Source organism: Parabacteroides sp. AF14-59, assembly GCF_003479515.1.
GTDB lineage: Bacteria > Bacteroidota > Bacteroidia > Bacteroidales > Tannerellaceae > Parabacteroides > Parabacteroides faecis.
The window spans coordinates 174617-193822 of sequence record NZ_QUHH01000001.1 but is presented as its reverse complement, the minus strand read 5'-3'; the positions used below and the strand labels follow the sequence as shown (position 1 = coordinate 193822).

The following is a 19206-nucleotide window of genomic DNA, read 5'->3' as shown; positions in this document are numbered from 1 at the left end:
TGCAGAATTATAAAATTTCAGATATGGAACTTGTTTTTCATGTTCTATTTTCATTCGCTTTTATTTTTGTCCCTCCAAAAACTTCAGACATATTCATTCTGCCGAGCGTATCGTCTATTTGTTTCACTTCTTCCGCTGTTAGTATAATATCGGATGCACCGGCATTCTCTTGTAAACGGCTCAGTTGGCGTGTTCCGGGTATAGGAGCGATCCAGGGTTTCTTGCAAAGCATCCAGGCAAGTGATATCTGGGCCGGTGTAGCGTTTTTTGTTTCAGCAAGAATTCTTATCATGTCTAACAGTTGTCGATTGGCTGCAAAACTTTCAGGTCTGAATTGTGGCATGGAACTGCGATAATCCGTACCCGGTTCAAACCTGGAATCCTGATTGTATCTGTCGGAAAGCAGTCCGTTGGCAAGTGGTGAGAAAGGAACGAATCCGATGCCAAGTTCTTCCAAAACCGGAAACAAGACTTCATAATGGCGTGCCATCATCGAATAACGGTTTTCCACAGCTGTTAGCGGACAAACACTATGCGCACGCCTGATGACATTCTCTGTCGCTTCGGAAATACCCCAATGGATGATTTTGCCTTCATTGATCAAGTCCTGCATGGTACCTGCCACTTCTTCCGGAGCGATACCGGGATCGACACGGTGCTGGTAATAGAGGTCGATACGATCTGTTTGCAAGCGGCGGAGGGAACCTTCTACTGATTTTCGGATTGTTTCAGGGCGCGAGTCTGTAATAAGCGGGTAGGGGACTTTGCCGCTTTCCGTGTCGAAACGGATACCGAATTTAGTGGCAATTACAATTTTATTCCGAAAAGATTTTAATGCGTCTCCTAATAATTCTTCATTATCGTGCGGATTATCCGGTGTCCCGTATGACTCGGCGGTATCGAAAAAGGTATATCCTAGATCGATTGCCTGAGCCAATAGCTCTGTCATTTCTTTTCTGTTGGGGACTGTTCCATAAGCATGGCTCATTCCCATGCAACCTAAACCGATGGCGGATACTTTCAGTCCGCTGCTTCCTAATTCTCTGTACTTCATGATTCTGTTTCCTTTGTTATTTATGAACTCTCATTTATATATAACAAAGGTAAAGCTAAACTTAGAGCATGTAAATACACAGATTACGGATTAGTAAACCAATATTACAGTTTAACTCATTTGCCGGTAATCGGTGGGTGCCATTCCTGTCATTTTCTTAAATAACCGGCTGAAGTGATGCGGATATTTGAATCCCATTTCATATGCTATTTCATTAATCGTTTTCTCCGGATCGTGTAGCTTAGCTTTCGCCAGGTTAATCACGGTCGATTGTATGTGTTCCTGTGCAGACTTTCCGGTTTCTTTTTTGATCAGATCTCCGAAATAGTTGGCGGAGAGATGTAAGTTATCGGCACAATATTGTACGGATGGCAACCCGATTGTTTCCGGCTTATCCGATTCAAAATAGTCATTCAGTAACATTTCAAAACGGGTCAGTATATCATGGTTTACCTTTTCACGGGTGACAAACTGGCGATCATAAAAACGCATCGAGTAATTGAGTAAAACTTCGATACTGGCTGTGATGATGGATTTACTGTGTTTATCGATGGAGCGTTCCAGTTCCTCTTGTATTTCGTTTAGGCAGTTCAGAAATGTTTGTCGTTCACGTTCTGATATATGAAGCGACTCATTTGCTTCATAAGAGAAAAATGTATATTCACGCATTTTCTGTCCGAGAGGTGTTTTCCATAATAAGTCCGGGTGAAATAACAATGCCCAGCCTTTCATCTGGTAAGTTTCCCCCGTATCCTCGTTCCCGACAATCTGGCCCGGCGAGATAAAGACCAGGGTTCCCTCCTGATAATCATAGTAATTCTTACCGTAGCGCACATCCCCGCATTTGACATCTTTCAATACAACGGCATAAAAGCCGTATCGTTTGCGGGCATGTCTCAGTGGCTTCACTTTCGAGAAATCGATAACGCTGATCAGCGGGTGCAACGTTTCGTATCCGATGAAGGAGTGATAGTCATGAATCGTTTCCAGTTCTAAAATCTTATCCATTGTCTTCGTTTTTATCTGTCACAAAAATAACAGTTTTCCGGTACGTAGATACTGCCGGAGTCTTAAATATGTAATATTGGTATAAGAAACAGTGATTTGTGTTTACTGTCTGTGTGTCAGTAATTAAAAAAGTGATATTGGTAGATGAACCTGTAATCTGTGTATGGTCGTGGAGGAATAATGGGCGTATGTTTGTAGCATGAAAAAAGTTCTTTTTAAGTATAAATTATAACTTGATATACTAATGAATAAGACATTGACAGATTCAAAATTCAGATTGTGGTTGTTGTGGGGCTTTGCCGTATTGCTCTACTTCTTTGCAAACCTGCAAAAAGTGGTTATACCGGGGGCGACCTTTAATGAGATCCAACAGCATTTTTCTACTGCAGCAAGTAGTGTAACGGGGTTAGGTGCTATATTTATGTATACGTATGCTTTCAGCCAGCTGTTTGTCGGTTTGTTTGTCGATCGCTTCAGCGGGGTGCGTGTGATGGCGTGGGGCGGATTGCTTTTGGTCGTAGGCAGTATCCTTTCGGCATTAGCTCCTTCGTTGTGGATGCTCTATGCTGCACGTATTATGGTAGGAATGGGGTCTGCCAGTGTCTATCTGAGTATAACCAAAGAGACGAACCGTATCTTTCCCGGTAATTTTGCTTTGATGCTTGGTTTTGTGATGGTACTTGGTTATTTGGGTGGTGTGGCAGGAAATGCTCCTTTTATTGCAGGTGTACAAGCGTGGGGATGGCAATCGACGTTGATCCTGGCCGGGATCGTTTCGGGTGTGGCTTATGCCGGATTTCTTTTGACGAAGGTTTCTCTTCCGATGCCTGTTGTTGCCCAGAGTGCCCGCTTCGACTTTCGTCGTTTTCTGGATGTGTTGAAAAAGCAACATAATATATATGTGATTGTCTGTGGTTCATTTACGTTCGGGCTCTATTTTGTGGTGCAAAGTATGATCGGGAAGAAGTTTCTGGAAGACTATTCGGGGATGAGTGCAGAAGGGGCAGGGTGGGTACTGACAGTTCTTATGATAATAGGTGCGGCCAATAGTCTGTTGGCTCCGGGGTTGAGTCGTTTGCTGGGCGATCGTCGACGGATATTCATGCTTTTTTCCGGAATCGGTACGGCGTTGTCTTTTCTATTGCTTGTTTTGGCTATCGCTTTTGGAATACATAGTCCATGGCTTACCGGTGGAAGTTTCGTGCTGATGGCATTTGCTGCTAATATATCTCCGATAATAGTTGCGCTTATCAAAGAAACGAATTATTCGGATATCTGGGGTGTGGCACTGAGTTTATACACTTTTATTGCATATATGGTGATTGCAGCTTTAGGTAATGTTGTCGGTTTCCTGATGGACAGGTTTGAGCCGGAACATATCGACGGCTTGCAGATATATGGCCGCGATTCTTATTTGCTTTCGTTCGGTGTATTGCTGGTTATCTCATTGTTTGCGGTATATAGTGCATTCCGGATACGGGAAACATATGGTAAAGATATTTGAGTGCTCAGTTCTGCATCCGATATTCATTGGGAGTTATTCCAACTACCCGTTTGAACATGCGGCTGAGATGTTGAGGATACTGAAAGCCGAGGTCGTAAGCTATTTCGCTCATCGTTTTGTCGGATGAGAGTAATTTTTCCTTTGCCACTCCTATTACTCGGTCTTGTATATACTCAGAGGCGGTACGTCCTGTTTGTTTACGTATCATATCGCCAAAATAGTTGGGGGAAAGGAAGACCTTGTCGGCGAAATATTTCACGGATGGCAATCCCTCTTTTTGTGGTGCGTCTCCCTCGAAGTAATCATTCAGTAACTGTTCGAAGCGGACGATGATGTCATTGTTTACCTCACCCCGTGTTTGAAACTGACGTTCATAGTAACGCATACAGTAGTCGAGTAATAATCCGATATTGGCACAGATCAGCCGGCGACTATGTTTATCGATGGCATGTTTCAGTTCGTTTGAAATATTCTGTAAGCAGTCCATGACAGTTTGCCGCTCTTCTTCGGAAAGATGGAGTGCCTCGTTGGTCTCGTAAGAGAAGAAAGAGTAGTTCCTGATTTCCTGACCGAGGGCGGTACCATGTATCAGGTCGGGATGAAAGAGAATACCGTGTGCATGAGGCTGTATGTTCGGTAGCATTTCCAGGTCGGTTACCTGTCCCGGAGCGAAGCAGACGATAGTCCCATCCTGATAGTCATAATATTGACGACCATATTTGATGTTACCGCATTTGACATCTTTCAGGAATAGTGCATACACCCCATATCGGAACCAGGCTCTTTCAGGCCATTGTGTGGACTGGGTCAAATCGACGACACTCACCAAAGGATGCTGGGTTTCAAGTCCGAAGATTTTGTTGTAACGATCTACGCTGTCTAGTTCGATAATTTCATCTTTATTGATCTCTTCCATATCGCTTTCTATTTTTATACATTACAAATGTAGTTCTTTTCTTCATACGATTTCTATCGTTGTTTCAGAATCCATGATTAGGGTACAATTATCAGTAAAATGTATAAAGTCCCGGTGTTTCTGAGACTCTATTTTTGTATCAGAATAATTAAAACAAAGATAATCTGATAAATAGTAGTGATATGAAAAAGTTTTTATTAATTCCATTGATGTTGTTGACCGTTATGTCGATGGCTGCCTGCGGAGGATCGGACGATGATCCGGTGATGCCTGAAACACCTGAAACATCTGAACAACCCGAAACTCCTACAACATCTATGAAACTAAATATAACAGTCGGCAGCCGGACGATTACGGCTACGATGGAAGACAATGCTGCTGCACGGGATTTCCTCTCGCGTTTGCCTTTGGAGGTGACTCTGAATGATTATAACAATATTACTGAAAAGATTTTTTATTCGTCGCCTGCGCTGACGACGGCTGGTGTGACACGGGGCTGCTCACCCGCACCCGGTGATATTACGATTTATGTACCGTGGGGTAATGTCGCTATTTTCTGTAAAAACTGGTCGCAAAGCAACGATCTGATTAAGATCGGTCGTATCGACGGTGATGGTATCGGGGTTTTGAATGTGGCGGGTGATATAGCGGTGAAATTTGAAAGACAATAAAACCAGCGAAGTTAGGTTTAATATAAGAAACAAAATAAATAAAGCAAATGAAGAAGTTACTAATCGTTTTATTGCTGACCACCGTGATTATTCCGGTGATCGCACAAGAAGCTGAAAATATGGTACGTCTGTCGAAAATTACAGTCGATCCGGAACGGTTGGCTGAATATAATGATTATCTGAAGGAAGAGATAGAAGCCTCCATGCGGTTGGAACCGGGTGTACTGCTACTTTATGCAATGGCTGAAAAGGATCATCCGAATGAGGTGACTATACTTGAAATCTATGCGGATGAAACAGCCTATAAAAGCCATATCGAAACTCCTCATTTCCAGAAATACAAACAGGGAACGCTCGATATGGTAAAACATCTGGAACTGATCGATACTATTCCGTTGATTCCCGGGTTAAAGATGAAATCTCCTTCAACAGCCGTGAATACGGTTCGACCGAGGCCTTTCTGATCAGGACTCCTTTTTCTCCATGAAGTTCCCCTGAAGCCGGTAGGCAAAGACTAAGACAAGGGAGAGGAGGGAAAGTACCTTCAATACCTTTGCCGTAATCCCAGGTTTCATCTGGTTCGGCTTGATGAACCAGCGTGCAAGGTTGTTCTGAAGACTGGAGTAGTTGAATGATATGATAACCTGTCAGTATATCGAATCCGCGGTCATTCTCTATGGAAAAGGCCGCTTCGTCTTCCCATCCCTCTTCGGTTACGTCCAGTATGATGCCGAGGGCGAGGTGAACTTTGTCTTTGTGCAACACATTCATCACTTCGACGGCGCCACCCGAATGGATTTCTTCATCCCCGGTAAATGCTATAACTACATTGTTATTCAGTTCATCACGCAGCATCAGGTCGATGATTACGGCATTGGTCGCACTGTTGTCGAAAGTCCCTTTCCAACAATCACCGGCCTCTTCCATAAAGCAATTCTGATAGACACAATCGATATGAGAAGATATAAGTGTGTTCCATTCGGCCGGATCTGTTTGCCGGGCATAGATAAGTGAAAGAGATCCTTCGTGAATTAACCGGTAATTACTTGATTCCAGCAGTCTTTTTATTTCATCTACCCGGTTGCAGATCGTAAATTTATTCCCATCATCTTTGCTGTCGATGGTGAGACGTTGGAGCAGGGTGGGATATGATAGAGAGTTATGTTGCATGAATATTATGGAATGTTTTTCGAATACAAAAGTAGGAAGTTTTTTTAAGAGTAGGATATGATTATCGTGTAATCGCTATCTTTGTAAAATCTATTAATCAACAGAAAGAGATTATGCTTGCATATACATATATTGAACATGGTAAATTCGAACTGCGCGAGAAGGCGGAACCGGAAATAAAAGATTCACGTGATGCTATCGTGCGTGTGACGCTGGGTAGTATTTGTACGAGTGATCTGCATATTAAACATGGTAGTGTACCACGTGCCGTACCCGGAATAACGGTAGGGCATGAGATGGTAGGTATTGTGGAGCAGGTAGGTCCTGATGTTATTTCCGTCAAACCGGGGGACAGGGTAACCGTAAATGTAGAGACATTCTGTGGGGAATGCTTCTTTTGCAAACATGGGTATGTCAACAACTGCACGGATCCCAATGGCGGTTGGGCTTTAGGATGTCGTATAGACGGCGGTCAGGCAGAATATGTCAGGGTTCCTTATGCCGACAGTGGATTAAACCGTATTCCGGAGACGGTTAGCGACGAGCAAGCTCTATTTGTTGGTGATGTGTTGGCTACAGGTTTTTGGGCAGCCCGCATTTCGGAGATTTCCAATGATGATACAGTGCTTATCATTGGTGCCGGTCCTACCGGTATCTGTACATTGCTTTGTGTGATGCTGAAGAAGCCACGACGTATCATTGTCTGTGAAAAGTCCCCTGAAAGAATCCGGTTTGTCCGTGAACATTACCCGGATATGCTGGTGACGGAACCCGAAAACTGCAAGGATTTCGTACTTCGTAACAGCGATCACGGCGGTGCAGATGTAGTCCTGGAGGTAGCGGGTAGCGAAGATACTTTCCGTTTGGCGTGGGATTGTGCCCGACCCAATGCGATTGTCACCGTTGTTGCCCTCTATGATAAACCCCAACTTCTTCCTTTACCAGATATGTATGGAAAGAACCTGACCTTTAAAACAGGAGGCGTGGACGGTTGCGACTGTGCCGAGATTCTCGAATTGATCGAACAAGGTAAGATAGACACCACTCCGCTTATTACTCACAAATTTCCGTTGAATGAGATTGAAGAGGCTTATCGTGTCTTTGAAAATCGTCTGGATGGGGTTGTGAAGGTGGCTATTCTGAATCAGAAATACAATTTGTAACTTACATTCGGAATTATCCCTGTGCCATTTTCTTTTTTTATCTTGTTTGTTTTCTCGTCATATTCATAGAAATGCATTCCGGTACGCATTCCGACATTGAGCATTTTCAATGAGAATTCGTGGGATAGTTTTCGTTTGTTTATTCGATAATTTACAGAGATATCACCGTTCAGGACCGGGCTGAACTTTTTGCTGAATGCGTTGGATTCGTCAAAGATAATATCATGTTCTTCATTTGTTTTATCTTCATCGATAGGGGTATAACGGTCACCACCATGAAAAAACAGACGGGCATTGACACTAAACATATTTTGTTTCCTCTTTCCGACCATCCATTCTTTTCCGGCAAGGGCATTTAGTAAAAAGCCTCTGTCCATTCTTGTGTTTCGCCAGATGTTGTCTCCACCTTTATATTTAGATTTGAAGACGGAACCTGTCAGCATATAATAAAAACCGTTTGTCATATATTGTTCCAGGGTTATATCGATACCATAGTTTTTACCTGCACCTTTGTTGGTTAATATTCTGTTTAAATAAAAATCTTCATGGTTGATCAAGGAGAAAGATGAATTTCCTTCAACCGGTATGTTGTATAAATACTGGTAATAAGGCTCTATCTTCAGATGAAGATTAGAACTGATATTCCAATCATAACTGAATCCTATATGATGTGCTCTGGAGAAATCGAGATATTTATTGGTTGCTTTTTTACCGTCGATATCTTGTTCGATAAAATAGTAATCCAACTTTTCTCTGCGGCTATGCAGACCGTAAGCGACAGAGAATGAGTGTCTGTTTACTGGCATCCATTTCAGGGCAACCCGGGGTTCAAGAGACCAGTTGTCATTAAGGGCAAAATATTGAGTGGTAATACCTAAACTGGCTGTCATATTCCGGCTAATGGCAAGAACCGAACTGCTGAAAGCCGACAGTACCATGCTTTCTCCATTCCCTTTCGATATTTGTTCCATCGGTTTATTTAAACCGAAATTTGGACTGACTTTATAATCGAGATCGTAGTTTAGTCCTGTAATGGTAATCCCGGACCTGTTGGTATGAGACGGACTGAATTTTTTGTTTATAAAGGAATTGAATACGATATCCCATTTCCTGTTCCGGATATCTCCGACAGGTACTGATTTGTCTTCCAGCGTTTGTTGGTCCGCCGATATATGATCTTCTGAGTAAGTGGCAGACAGGGAAGAACGTAGGTAAGTATTTTCATCGATGAAATACTTATGAGTTATTCCCCCGACTAATTTGGTCATATTGTTTTTCGCCGATTGCCTGTCCACTTGTGTTTCCCATTTGGAACGTTCTTCTGCATCGGCTTTATTTTTATCGATTAATCCTAATCCCCAAATAGAGAATGTTCCGGCCTTTTTAGTAGGAAGATGGAATTTAAACGAAAGATCCTGATATTTCAGACTGCTTTCACCTCCGCTGGCAAGACTGGTTGTAGAGAACCGGTAGTTGAACAGATACGAACTTCCCCGTTTTTTACTGATCGGTCCTTCCGATGCTAAATCAATACCCATTAATCCTAATTGAAATGCGTATTCGTATTTCTGATTGTTCCCGTTACGCATATGAAAATCGAAAACACCCGATAAAGCGTTGCTGTATTCGGCAGGAAAGGCTCCGTTATAAAAATCAGAATTACCGATCATCTGGGTACTTAATGCAGATAAGATACCACCGCCTAATCCGGCCAGATCCGCAAAGTGGGTAGGGTTGGGGATTTCGATCCCTTCCAGTCGCCATTGTGTATATTGTGGAGAGTTTCCGCGAATGGCAATTGCATTTGTTCCTACATCTCCGGCCACACCGGCAAAGGCGGAACTCAGACGTGCCGGATCGTCAAATCCGTTGGCGAACCGACTTGCTTCTTCCATACTGATCATCCGTCCTCCGGTAATGGCCATCGGGTTTACGGGTTCTGCTTTTTTTACTTCCGGATGTACAACGATCTCGTTCAGCTGTTGCATGTTTTCGTTCAATGAGATATCCAGATGTATTTCTTTGGAGGAAGTGACAAGTATTTCATTGACTATATTGGTGTTATAACCCATATAGGAGGTCTGTATATTATAGCGTCCGACAGGTACATCCTTTATACAAAATTCACCAAGACTGTCAGTGACAGCTCCTAAAGACGGATTTCTTAAAATACTTATTGTCGCATATTCGATCGGAGTGTTACTTTTGGAGTCGGTAACGATTCCTCGTATTGTCTGCATGGGTTTTTCTATTGATTTGTCGGGAGCTTGTTCTTTACTGACTGGGAATATAATAATGTGATAGCCGTTTATCTTATAGGTGTATTGCCTGTTGTTCAATATCTCTTTCAGGGCTTTATCGATATTGACATTCTTCAAAGAAAGAGATATTTTCTTATTCAGGTCCAAAGCTAATTGTTCGTAAGCAATGCTATAATCCGTTTGTTGTTCTATTTCGGAGAATGCCTCTTTGATCGATATGCTTTTGTTTTGTATGGAGATTTTTTTCTCTTTCTTTTGGGCGATAGCTCCAAAAGAGAAAGTAATGAAAAATAGTAAAATGATGATCTTATAGAGTTGTATTGATTTAATTCGATCCATTGTTTGTCTTTGTATTATTGATTTAATATGATATGGGTTCCTTGTTGTTGATAGGTAAAGCCGATAACATCTTTCAATACCTGAAGGATTTCATCCAGTGTTTCGCCTTTCAGGAATTTAACTGTATATAGCCTGGACACCGGAATATTCGTCTTATCATCAATTGTAATGTTGAAACGTCTCTCCAATGTTTGCTTTATATCCTGAAATGATGAATTGATAAATAATATCTGCCCTGTAATCCAGGCATCGGTTTCTGCCGGTGATATATTTTCAATATTCATTACAGAGGTTTTGATGTTATATGTCAGTTGTTCATTCGGCTTGAGAATTTGTTTTTCCCGGGATTGGGTACTGACTTCCACTTTGCCGTTTGTAAGTGTTGTTGTTATGTTTTCATCATCCGAGTAGGCTTTGACATTGAATTTTGTTCCAAGAACTTTCACGGATAATTGTTCGGTTTTTACGCTGAATGGTTTTGCCAGATCCTTTTTTACGGAGAAATACGCTTCACCTTCAAGGTATACCAGTCTCTGGTTGCCCGTGAAAGATTTTGGATATTTTATATTCGATCCTGAATTGATCCATATTTCAGAACTGTCGGGTAAGAATAGATGCCGGGTATCTCCGTATGCGACAGTGATCTCGATAAGTTTATTCTGAGTATAATACAAGTATCCTCCGGTGATAAGCAAGAGGGGAATAAGTACTGCGGCAATCCGTAAAGTTTTCTTGTAGAATGGAATATGGGGCGTTTGCCTTTCTGAATATCCGATCTTTTGATTCACCCGTTTCAATGCGGAATAAGTATTTGCATTGATTTCGGTGTCCAATTCGTTCCAATATTCGAATGAGGCTTCTTCTTTTTCTTTTGTATCCTTGTCTGCAATAATCCATCTTTGGACCCTTTCTTCGGTTTCCTTTGGAAAGCGTCCGGATAAATATCGTTTGATGATTTTTGATAGGTTGCTATTATCCATTTTCTATGTTTTATTATATATACAGGCGAAGAGGGAAAAACTCAGTAAGAAAAAGGAGATTTTTGGAAAAAAAGATCAGAATAGGGAGAATATAAATGTGGATATGGCCTTTCGTATCTCTTTCAGAGCAAGACTTAACTGGCTTTCCACGTTTCTTTTTGTCGTGTTTAACCGTTCTGCAATTTCCGTGTTGCTTAATCCTTCATTCCGGCTAAGGATATAAATTTGTTTTCGTTGTTCCGGCATTTTTTCGACAAGATCGTCTATCAATAGGCCGAGTTCCCTGGCTATAAGGTCTTCTTCCGAAGTAGAGCTACATTCCTGAAACTGGAATTTATTCGTGTAAGCTAAGTGTACGTATTTATGGTTCAGGTAATTGATGGCGGCATTACGGGCGATCGTGTGTAAGTAGGCGTCGAAAGATTTGGAAGTATCGATAGACTGACGGTTGATCCAGAGGTTTACGAATAGATCTTCCGTCAGTTCTTCTGCATCGGATTCTGATTTAATATATCCGTATATGAGCGCCTTCGTTTTATTGTAATAGGTTATAAAAACAGCTTCAAAGGCCTTATGGTTGCTATTCCATAAGGCTTCAATCGTTTTTATGTCAATACAACTATCGCCCATTAATAAACATCTCTGTATGGAGGGCAAAAGAAGTAATTATTTATCGGATAGGAAATATCTTTTTGAAATCTTAATGTAAATAGCTATTTATATACAAAATGAATTCATTCTGAATTTCTTATTCCACACATTATTCTATGTTCCGGATGAACTTTGCCGGAACACCGCCAACTACCGTGTTTGCTGCCACATCTTTTGTTACGACTGCTCCTGCTGCAACGATGGCATTGTCGCTAATGGTTACGCCTTGCAAGATAGTGGCATTCGAACCGATCCAGACATTTTTGCCAAGTACAATGGGAGCAGGATAGGTGGTCTTACGGTCTTCCGGTGTAAGACCGTGGTTGAGGGTAGCGAATACAACGTTGTGTCCGATTTGACAATCATCACCGATCGTAACACCGCCGTGATCCTGAAAGTGACAGCAGGCATTGATAAAAACATTTTTACCAACTTGTATATTCTTTCCAAAATCAGTATAGAATGGAGGAAATACACGCAGTGTCGGATCGACTTCGTATCCGAACAATCGCGAAAGTAATGCCCGAACCTCGTCGGAGGTATGATAGGAACCGTTCAGTTCGAAGGTGATACGCCGTGCCTCATTGCTCATCTCATCCATGAAACGATGGATTTCCGGTGTATTGAGTGGCCCCCGTGTCCGGATAACTTGTAAAAAATCCTTGAGTATCATAAACTTAATTTTTAGATGTATATTTTCATAATGCAAAATTACAAGAAATATACATCCTGTTCTATACCCAAATCAGGGGAAAGATTACCCTTTTTACGGTTTTATACGGACATTTGGCACACCCTTAAGATCTTTTTTAATGATTGGTTCCTTCAAACAGATCCCGGTTATCCCGTGAGTTTTGTGAACCTCTCTTGAAGTTATTGAATGTATAACTGATAGACAAGGTTATAACCGGATAATCCGGTCGTATGCGTGTAATGGATTGTAGGTCTGCTGTTGTAATATCGCTTCTGTAACGGGCAGAGTTGAATATGTCCCGGAAAGAAAGTGTCGATTGCAGGTTGGGACTGAACAGTTGCTGACGGATTGCCAGGTTGACAAACCAGAAAGCATCCGACCGTCCCTGCGTCGTAACCGACGGACCTACGAAGTTACCGTCCAACTGGATGCGAGTGTTCTTAAATACACGGAACATATTATTTAATGTAATATCATAATTCGTACTGGTCTCTTTCTTTCCACCCGATTGAATATCGTTCACTATCTTATAGTAGTAAATGTTTCCGTTTACATTCAGGTTCCACCATTTGTTAATCGTTAGTTGTCCGTTTAATTCGAGACCCAGAGCATGGTCGTTTCCGACATTTGCCATAGAGTCGAGGGTTACTCCGGCTTGATACGGGACACGCAAGCGTTCGATCTTATCTTTTCTCGACCTGTAAAACAAGCTGGATTGTAATAACTGTTCTCCGAAGTTCTTTTTGTAATTCAGTTCAAAGGAATGTATATATTCAGGACGGATGTCTGGATTTCCGATCTCGGCTGTATAGTAATCGCGATACGTGATATATGGCTCCATGTAAAAGAGTTCCGGACGGTTGGTTCGGTACGAATAGGCAAATGTCAGTTTCTGTTCATGGGGAAGTGTATATCCGATATGTACGGAAGGAAAAACTTCGAAACGGTTTACTTTCCGATTTGCACCTTCGATGGAGCTGCGTAATACCTGGTGCGTATGTTCGCCCCGGACGCCGACCTGTGCATCGAATGCCTTATAACTATCGCTGCCTATCAGATAAACCGAATGGATACCACGTTGAAAATAGAATGTGTTGTAAATATCTTCGCGCCAGTAGAACTCCTTTTTCTCCGGGTTCCAGAACTGCATACTGTAATCGCCGTCTTCCAGGTAAGAATGATACTGATAGCCGCTCTCCAAATAACCGGTCTTGCTGTAAGGATATTTATAGTCGACATTACCCCGTACCGTCCAACGTATTTCATCCTCCCAGGCACGATGCCCCTGTTGACGTTGGTCGTTTTTATCAAACAGGTCGCTTTGGAAATACTCCATAGGATTTCCTTCATATCCTAACATGAAACTACCGGAAAGTGCATGTCCATCGTCATTGAACTTATGGGAAAATCCGGCTTTCCCGATATTGACAGTCGAGTGCAGATCGAATTCATCGCGGCTGTTGAAGTTATGCGGGGCGGATTCGCCGGTAGCGTCTTTGCGGGTTTCCGTGTAGTCCAGGTTGCCGTCGCGGGTGAATTTGTCGTAGACGACTTGCAACTCTGCGTTGACGGATGTTTTCGGAGAGAAAGAATAATCGATGCCTCCGCGCAATCCGTAATGGTAGTTCTTCCCTTTTCTGGGACCATGAGAGATGGATGTTGTTGTTACATCATCGACAATAGTTGTTTTTTGCTGATTGAAGTGGCTTTCCCGGATCGGTTGGTTCCAATGTCCGGCAAAATGCCATTGTAATTTATTCAATTGTTGGGAGATAAGGAAATCGACTCCATTGGAAAGAGCTGTACTGCCATACATATTCGCCATGCCGTTAATACCCTGTCGTTTATGCTTTTTAGTGACGATGTTGATCATGCCGACTTCACCATCCGTATCATAACGTGCCGATGGGGTAGTGATGATTTCCACATTTTCTATCTGTCCGGCCGGTATCTGTTGCAATGCCTGTGTACCAGAATAGAAGCTCGGCTTTCCATCGATATATACTTTAAAGCCGCTACTCCCTCTGAATGTTACGTCACCATTGACATCGACCCGTATGGAAGGAGTGTTTTCAAGAATATCGACAGCCGTACCGCCGCTTCCCATCAGGTTGTTGGAGGCATCGATGATCTTTTTATCCAGTTTATAGATGATCTGTCTTTTCGTACCTTCCACTACGACTTCGGATAATCCGACTTCCAGTGGTTGCAATTCGATAATACCCAGATCCAATACGGGCTGGGAGGGGCGAAGCGCAATCGTTTCACGGGTATAGACATCATATCCGATCAACCTGACCAATAATGAATATTCCCCATCGTTAATATCTGTTATCCGGAAAGATCCGTCTGTTCCGGATAGCGTACTGGAAACAGCTGCTGTTTCCCCTTTCTTTAATACTATGACATCCGCAAATTCGATCGGATTGCCTGTGCTTTTATCCCGGATCATCCCTTTTATCCGGGGAGAAACAGCCATAACGGAATGGAAGCTGAACACTAAAAGAATAAGAATTAAAGTACCTTTCATGATGATATATTTATGATTGATGTCGCAAAACTAATCAAGTGCTTTCTATACGAAGAAGAGATAATGGGAGATCTGATCGGCGTGTCATGGAGAGAGATACATTTGTCACTGTCAGACATAGCGGAGACAGGAAATAAGACTATATTTGTCTATGATTTCATTCTTCGATATCGCTATTGGGAAGAGAACTTTTTATTGTTTTCTTTTCTTATCGGCCCTTTTACTGATCGCTCCGTCGGTGAAGGGTTTCAACCTGCGGAAAATAAATAACGCGGAAAACCTTTCCAGTAGCAACATCTTTTCATTCTATCAGGACGAAAAAGGATTTATGTGGATAGGTACGAGCCGTGGGGTAGATATCTATGATGGAAAACGTATTATAAAGTACAGCCCCAGGGACGGCGAGAAATATTTTGCCGGTAGCCGGATTGAGAAGATAGAGCAGACCGGTGGGAAGGTCTGGCTTCAGACTTATCACGGATTATATAAGATTGACTTGAAAACATCTGTCACCCAGTCGTTCGATATGTTTAACCGGATAGCTTTTCTCGATAAAGACAGCCGGGGAAATATCTTCCTGATACAGGGTAACAATAGCATTTATTATACGCTTAAGGATCAGGAACAATTTGAGCAAAAATTCATTCCTGATCTGGCTGCAAACGATATAGCCGATTTCTTTATCGATGACTCCGATCGATTGTGGATATTCCGGAAGAACGGCGACAACATTTGTTTTTCCATTCAGATAGACGAGCAAGGTAATGCGAACCTTTTCCCTTTGCCCGGTTATAAGCATCCCGCCGGTATCGTCTATTGTGCGAACGAAGATAACATCTCGTATTTCGTGGATAACACATATACGTTGTATGAATTCGATACATCCAGTCGTAAAGCTTTTCCCGTATATCCTTTAAAGGATTATCTTGCCGGAAAAGACGACATCACATCCCTTCTGAAATTCCATGACGACTATTTCATCGGCTTTAAGACGAAAGGATTATCCTTGCTTAGGAAAGGTGAATATGGTTATTATTTCGATACATTGGAGATTACCGGTGGAATCAACTGTCTGCGTAAGGATAATTATCAGGATATGATTTGGGTAGGAACTTCTGGACACGGTGTATTTACCTGTTCGGAAGACCTGTATTCCATCCGGTCTGTTCACCTGAATGATCTTCCGTTAAAATTACGGCAACCTGTAAATGCTTTGTTCGTAGACAAAGAGAATACTTTATGGTTGGGTAGCCGGGGAGACGGTATTCTTCGTGTCTTTGATTTTCAACCGGACAAAAAGGTGGAAGATCACCGTATGGAATTGATCTCTACTTCAAATAGTGGGTTACGGGATAATACGATCCTTTCTTTTTCATCCAGTCGACAGGATAACCTCTGGATCGGAAGTGAACACGGACTCAGCTATTTTAACCGGATAGAAAAACGTATCATTCCTGTTCCTGTGTTATGTGGGAATAGAAATGTAGCATTCATATCCGATATATATGAACGCGATTCCCTATTGTGGATATCTACGCTTGGCATGGGGATCATACAGGCAACACTCGAATGGCAGGACAGCCATCCTGTAGTAGCGGTTGTAAAACAATTCACAGTCCGTGAAGATGACGAGTTTACCAATCGTTTTCAATATATCTATCCGGAAAACGATTCTATTTTATGGTGCATGAATAAGGGAGAAGGCTTCTTCCGGCTGAATATCGCAACATCAACCTGGGAAAATATCCGTTTTGAAGGAAATACGATCAATGAAACCAATGTTATACAGAAAGATTATCACGGGAATTACCTGGTCGGAACCAATTACGGGTTGGTAAAGTATGGCCCGGACGATTATAAATTATTGAATGAGATCAATAAATACCCGACCAACAGTATTTATAGTATTCTTCCTGACACCATTGCCGGTTATTGGTTAAGTACTAACCGGGGGTTGATCTTGTATAATACAGATCAGGAATTGTTCCGCACTTACGATCATCATGACGGTCTTTCGATACTCGAATTTAATGAAGGTTCCTCTTTCAAAAATGAAAATGACGGGACGCTTTTCTTCGGGGGAACCAATGGCTTTGTTACTATCCGTCGCAATTATTATGATGAAGGGCAGCACTATATGCCGCCAGTCTATTTCAGGACGATCACTATACGGGATAGGCAGTATCCTGTTGAGGAATTTATGTCGCAGAAAGGAAAAAAGACGATTCTGAAACTCTCGCATGACGAGAATTTCTTTACGCTCTCTTTCTCTGCGACCGACTATCTGAACGGTAATGGTTATTCCTATTATTATAAGTTGGATAGCGGTGAAAAGGAATGGACTTCCAACGGAAGTTCCGATATAATCACTTTCGCTGACCTTCATCCGGGGAATTATACATTGTATATAAAGTATTATAATAAAGTACTGGGAAAAGAAAGTTATATCTATAAACTAAATATCGAAGTTTTACCTCCGTGGTATGCTTCATCCTGGGCCCGATGCATTTATTTTTTACTATTATTGGTTGTGACAGGGCTTGTCACCCGGATATGGATTGTTTACAATAGAAAGAAAAAAGCGGATCGTCTGCAGAAGATGGAACAGAAACATAAAGAGGAAATATACGAGTCCAAGCTCCAGTTCTTCACGAATATATCCCATGAGTTCTGTACGCCGTTAACGCTTATCTACGGCCCTTGCAACCGTTTGATGGAGCAGAAGAACTTGAGTGAACCCGCCCGGAAATACACTTCCATCATTAAGCAGAATGCCGAGAGGTTGAATTCGCTGATACAGGATCTGATCGAATTCAACCGGATCGAGTCGGGTTATAAAAAACCTGTGATAATACCTGTCGATATAACTGCTTTAGCCAATAAACTGGTGGATTCATTCACCGATATGGCGGAGTCGCATGCAGTAAGATTTGAAAAAGAGATATCCCTTTTTATTCAATGGAATTCCGACAAGGATTTTATTGTCACCATCCTTCTCAATCTTTTATCCAATGCATTCAAATACGCGGAAAACGAGAAGAAAGTAATTGTCAGGATCGGAACCGATTCCAATAATTTGTATATCACCGTCTCCAATACCGGAAAGGGGATAGCTGCAAAAGATATTCCTACTCTGTTTGACAGATACCGCATTCTGCAGAACATTGAACAAAGTGACAATACCTCATTCTGGTCGCGTAACGGGTTAGGTCTGGCAATCTCTTACAATATGGTATATTTGCTCGGCGGAACGATTGAAGTAGAGAGTATCCCGGATGAATGGACACATTTCAGGATCAAACTGCCTTACCTCGAAGCTTCTCTTGACGGATCGAACGAAGAGACGGCTGTATTGTTGCCTGATTATAATCTGGAACGTACACCTGTCTGGCAAATCCCTGAAAGTCCTATTGACAGATCGAAACCGACACTGCTTGTTGTGGATGATGAAATAGAAATCCGCTGGCTTATCTTCGATATATTCAGGGACGATTATAATGTATTGACAGCTGCAGGTTCCATTGAGGCCTCTGAAATATTAAAAGATATACACCCCGACCTTATCATTTGTGACGTGATTATGCCGGGAACAGATGGCCTGACTTTCTCACGGCAGGTAAAAGAGGATGAAACAACTGCTCATATCCCTTTTATCCTGTTATCGGCTCGACAGGATATTGAAGGGCAGACTGCGGGGCTGAATGCCGGAGCAGAACTTTATATAACCAAGCCGTTTAATGTGGATTTCCTGAAATCTTCCGTCCAACGCCTGTTGGAGAGAAAAGAAAGTCTCCGTGAATATTTCTCGTCTCCATTAAGTTCATACACGTTAGAGAACGGAAAGTTATCCCATAAAGAGCATAAGAAATTCGTCAATGATATATTGAAGATCATTAATAAAAATCTAAGGAACAAAGACCTGTCTGCGCAATTGATCGCTGAGAAAATGAACATAGGTCTTCGTACCTTTTACCGTAAGCTGGAAGAGATTGAAGAGATCACTCTAGCTGAACTGATCAATAACTGTCGGTTACTGAAAGCTGCCGATTTGCTTATAAAAACAAAACTGACCATCGATGAAATAGTCTTTCAATCCGGCTTCACCAACCGCTCCACCTTTTATCGGGCATTCTCAAAGAAATATAATTGTACCCCGACGGAGTATAGAAAACAACAGGATGGTTCAATGAGCAAATAAGCCGGAGGATAGAACCGACGGGGATATTGTATAGATGATTTTTGCCGGGGGAAAGGAGGGTGCCGCT

14 protein-coding genes are annotated in these 19206 nt (G+C 42.1%); 5 read left to right on the top strand and 9 right to left on the bottom strand.

Features of this window, described 5'->3' with window-relative positions; translation table 11 throughout:
* Positions 1-37 precede the first annotated feature (37 nt).
* Both DWW23_RS00850 and DWW23_RS00845 read right to left on the bottom strand, forming a co-directional pair.
* A complete protein-coding gene (locus DWW23_RS00850; protein WP_122351412.1) occupies positions 38-1054 on the bottom strand; it encodes an aldo/keto reductase in 1017 nt (338 codons plus the stop codon).
* A gap of 111 nt (positions 1055-1165) precedes the next feature.
* Positions 1166-2062, bottom strand: coding sequence for an AraC family transcriptional regulator (locus tag DWW23_RS00845; protein ID WP_122351411.1), 897 nt, complete (start codon positions 2060-2062; stop codon positions 1166-1168).
* A gap of 244 nt (positions 2063-2306) precedes the next feature.
* On the opposite strand from DWW23_RS00845, the gene DWW23_RS00840 reads away from it, so the two are divergent.
* On the top strand, positions 2307-3566 hold the full coding sequence (locus tag DWW23_RS00840) for an MFS transporter (protein ID WP_122351410.1): 1260 nt from the start codon (positions 2307-2309) through the stop codon (positions 3564-3566).
* A gap of 4 nt (positions 3567-3570) precedes the next feature.
* Here DWW23_RS00840 and DWW23_RS00835 read toward each other — a convergent pair whose 3' ends face one another.
* Complete coding sequence (locus tag DWW23_RS00835) at positions 3571-4482, bottom strand: AraC family transcriptional regulator (protein ID WP_122351409.1); 912 nt, start codon at positions 4480-4482, stop codon at positions 3571-3573.
* 182 nt (positions 4483-4664) lie between these two features.
* Between DWW23_RS00835 and DWW23_RS00830 the strand changes: the two genes are divergently transcribed.
* The gene (locus DWW23_RS00830; protein WP_122351408.1) at positions 4665-5153 is read left to right on the top strand and encodes a cyclophilin-like fold protein; all 489 of its coding nucleotides are present in this window, start codon (positions 4665-4667) and stop codon (positions 5151-5153) included.
* A 47-nt stretch (positions 5154-5200) separates the two neighbouring features.
* Complete coding sequence (locus DWW23_RS00825; protein WP_122351407.1) at positions 5201-5617, top strand: putative quinol monooxygenase; 417 nt, start codon at positions 5201-5203, stop codon at positions 5615-5617.
* On the opposite strand, the gene DWW23_RS00820 is transcribed toward DWW23_RS00825, so the two are convergent.
* Complete coding sequence (locus DWW23_RS00820; protein ID WP_122351406.1) at positions 5541-6323, bottom strand: hypothetical protein; 783 nt, start codon at positions 6321-6323, stop codon at positions 5541-5543. The two genes, DWW23_RS00825 and DWW23_RS00820, sit on opposite strands and share 77 nt — an antisense overlap.
* 113 nt (positions 6324-6436) lie before the next feature.
* Between DWW23_RS00820 and DWW23_RS00815 the strand changes: the two genes are divergently transcribed.
* Positions 6437-7486 carry an alcohol dehydrogenase gene (locus DWW23_RS00815; RefSeq protein WP_122351405.1) on the top strand — a complete coding sequence of 350 codons (1050 nt, stop codon included), beginning with the start codon at positions 6437-6439 and terminating at the stop codon, positions 7484-7486.
* On the opposite strand, the gene DWW23_RS00810 is transcribed toward DWW23_RS00815, so the two are convergent.
* The 5 genes from DWW23_RS00810 to DWW23_RS00790 form a co-directional block, all read right to left on the bottom strand.
* The gene (locus DWW23_RS00810; RefSeq protein ID WP_122351404.1) at positions 7468-10086 is read right to left on the bottom strand and encodes a carboxypeptidase-like regulatory domain-containing protein; all 2619 of its coding nucleotides are present in this window, start codon (positions 10084-10086) and stop codon (positions 7468-7470) included. The genes DWW23_RS00815 and DWW23_RS00810 overlap by 19 nt on opposite strands.
* 14 nt (positions 10087-10100) lie before the next feature.
* Complete coding sequence (locus DWW23_RS00805; protein WP_122351403.1) at positions 10101-11066, bottom strand: FecR family protein; 966 nt, start codon at positions 11064-11066, stop codon at positions 10101-10103.
* A gap of 75 nt (positions 11067-11141) precedes the next feature.
* On the bottom strand, positions 11142-11696 hold the full coding sequence (locus DWW23_RS00800) for an RNA polymerase sigma-70 factor (RefSeq protein WP_122351402.1): 555 nt from the start codon (positions 11694-11696) through the stop codon (positions 11142-11144).
* A gap of 130 nt (positions 11697-11826) precedes the next feature.
* Positions 11827-12390, bottom strand: coding sequence for a sugar O-acetyltransferase (locus tag DWW23_RS00795; RefSeq protein WP_122351401.1), 564 nt, complete (start codon positions 12388-12390; stop codon positions 11827-11829).
* A gap of 136 nt (positions 12391-12526) precedes the next feature.
* A complete protein-coding gene (locus DWW23_RS00790) occupies positions 12527-14941 on the bottom strand; it encodes a TonB-dependent receptor (RefSeq protein WP_122351400.1) in 2415 nt (804 codons plus the stop codon).
* A 151-nt stretch (positions 14942-15092) separates the two neighbouring features.
* On the opposite strand from DWW23_RS00790, the gene DWW23_RS00785 reads away from it, so the two are divergent.
* Positions 15093-19139, top strand: a complete 4047-nt coding sequence (locus tag DWW23_RS00785) for an ATP-binding protein (RefSeq protein ID WP_122351399.1) — start codon at positions 15093-15095, stop codon at positions 19137-19139.
* Positions 19140-19206: the final 67 nt, after the last annotated feature.

Excerpts from the sequence above, each read along its gene's own strand:
- DWW23_RS00835 (WP_122351409.1), bottom strand. The coding sequence starts at position 4,482 with ATGGAAGAGATCAATAAAGATGAAATTATCGAACTAGACAGCGTAGAT.
- DWW23_RS00795 (WP_122351401.1), bottom strand. The coding sequence starts at position 12,390 with ATGATACTCAAGGATTTTTTACAAGTTATCCGGACACGGGGGCCACTC.
- DWW23_RS00810 (WP_122351404.1), bottom strand. The coding sequence starts at position 10,086 with ATGGATCGAATTAAATCAATACAACTCTATAAGATCATCATTTTACTA.
- DWW23_RS00820 (WP_122351406.1), bottom strand. The coding sequence starts at position 6,323 with ATGCAACATAACTCTCTATCATATCCCACCCTGCTCCAACGTCTCACC.
- DWW23_RS00830 (WP_122351408.1), top strand. The coding sequence starts at position 4,665 with ATGAAAAAGTTTTTATTAATTCCATTGATGTTGTTGACCGTTATGTCG.
- DWW23_RS00850 (WP_122351412.1), bottom strand. The coding sequence starts at position 1,054 with ATGAAGTACAGAGAATTAGGAAGCAGCGGACTGAAAGTATCCGCCATC.
- DWW23_RS00845 (WP_122351411.1), bottom strand. The coding sequence starts at position 2,062 with ATGGATAAGATTTTAGAACTGGAAACGATTCATGACTATCACTCCTTC.
- DWW23_RS00825 (WP_122351407.1), top strand. The coding sequence starts at position 5,201 with ATGAAGAAGTTACTAATCGTTTTATTGCTGACCACCGTGATTATTCCG.
- DWW23_RS00815 (WP_122351405.1), top strand. The coding sequence starts at position 6,437 with ATGCTTGCATATACATATATTGAACATGGTAAATTCGAACTGCGCGAG.
- DWW23_RS00805 (WP_122351403.1), bottom strand. The coding sequence starts at position 11,066 with ATGGATAATAGCAACCTATCAAAAATCATCAAACGATATTTATCCGGA.
- DWW23_RS00785 (WP_122351399.1), top strand. The coding sequence starts at position 15,093 with ATGATTTCATTCTTCGATATCGCTATTGGGAAGAGAACTTTTTATTGT.
- DWW23_RS00800 (WP_122351402.1), bottom strand. The coding sequence starts at position 11,696 with ATGGGCGATAGTTGTATTGACATAAAAACGATTGAAGCCTTATGGAAT.
- DWW23_RS00790 (WP_122351400.1), bottom strand. The coding sequence starts at position 14,941 with ATGAAAGGTACTTTAATTCTTATTCTTTTAGTGTTCAGCTTCCATTCC.
- DWW23_RS00840 (WP_122351410.1), top strand. The coding sequence starts at position 2,307 with ATGAATAAGACATTGACAGATTCAAAATTCAGATTGTGGTTGTTGTGG.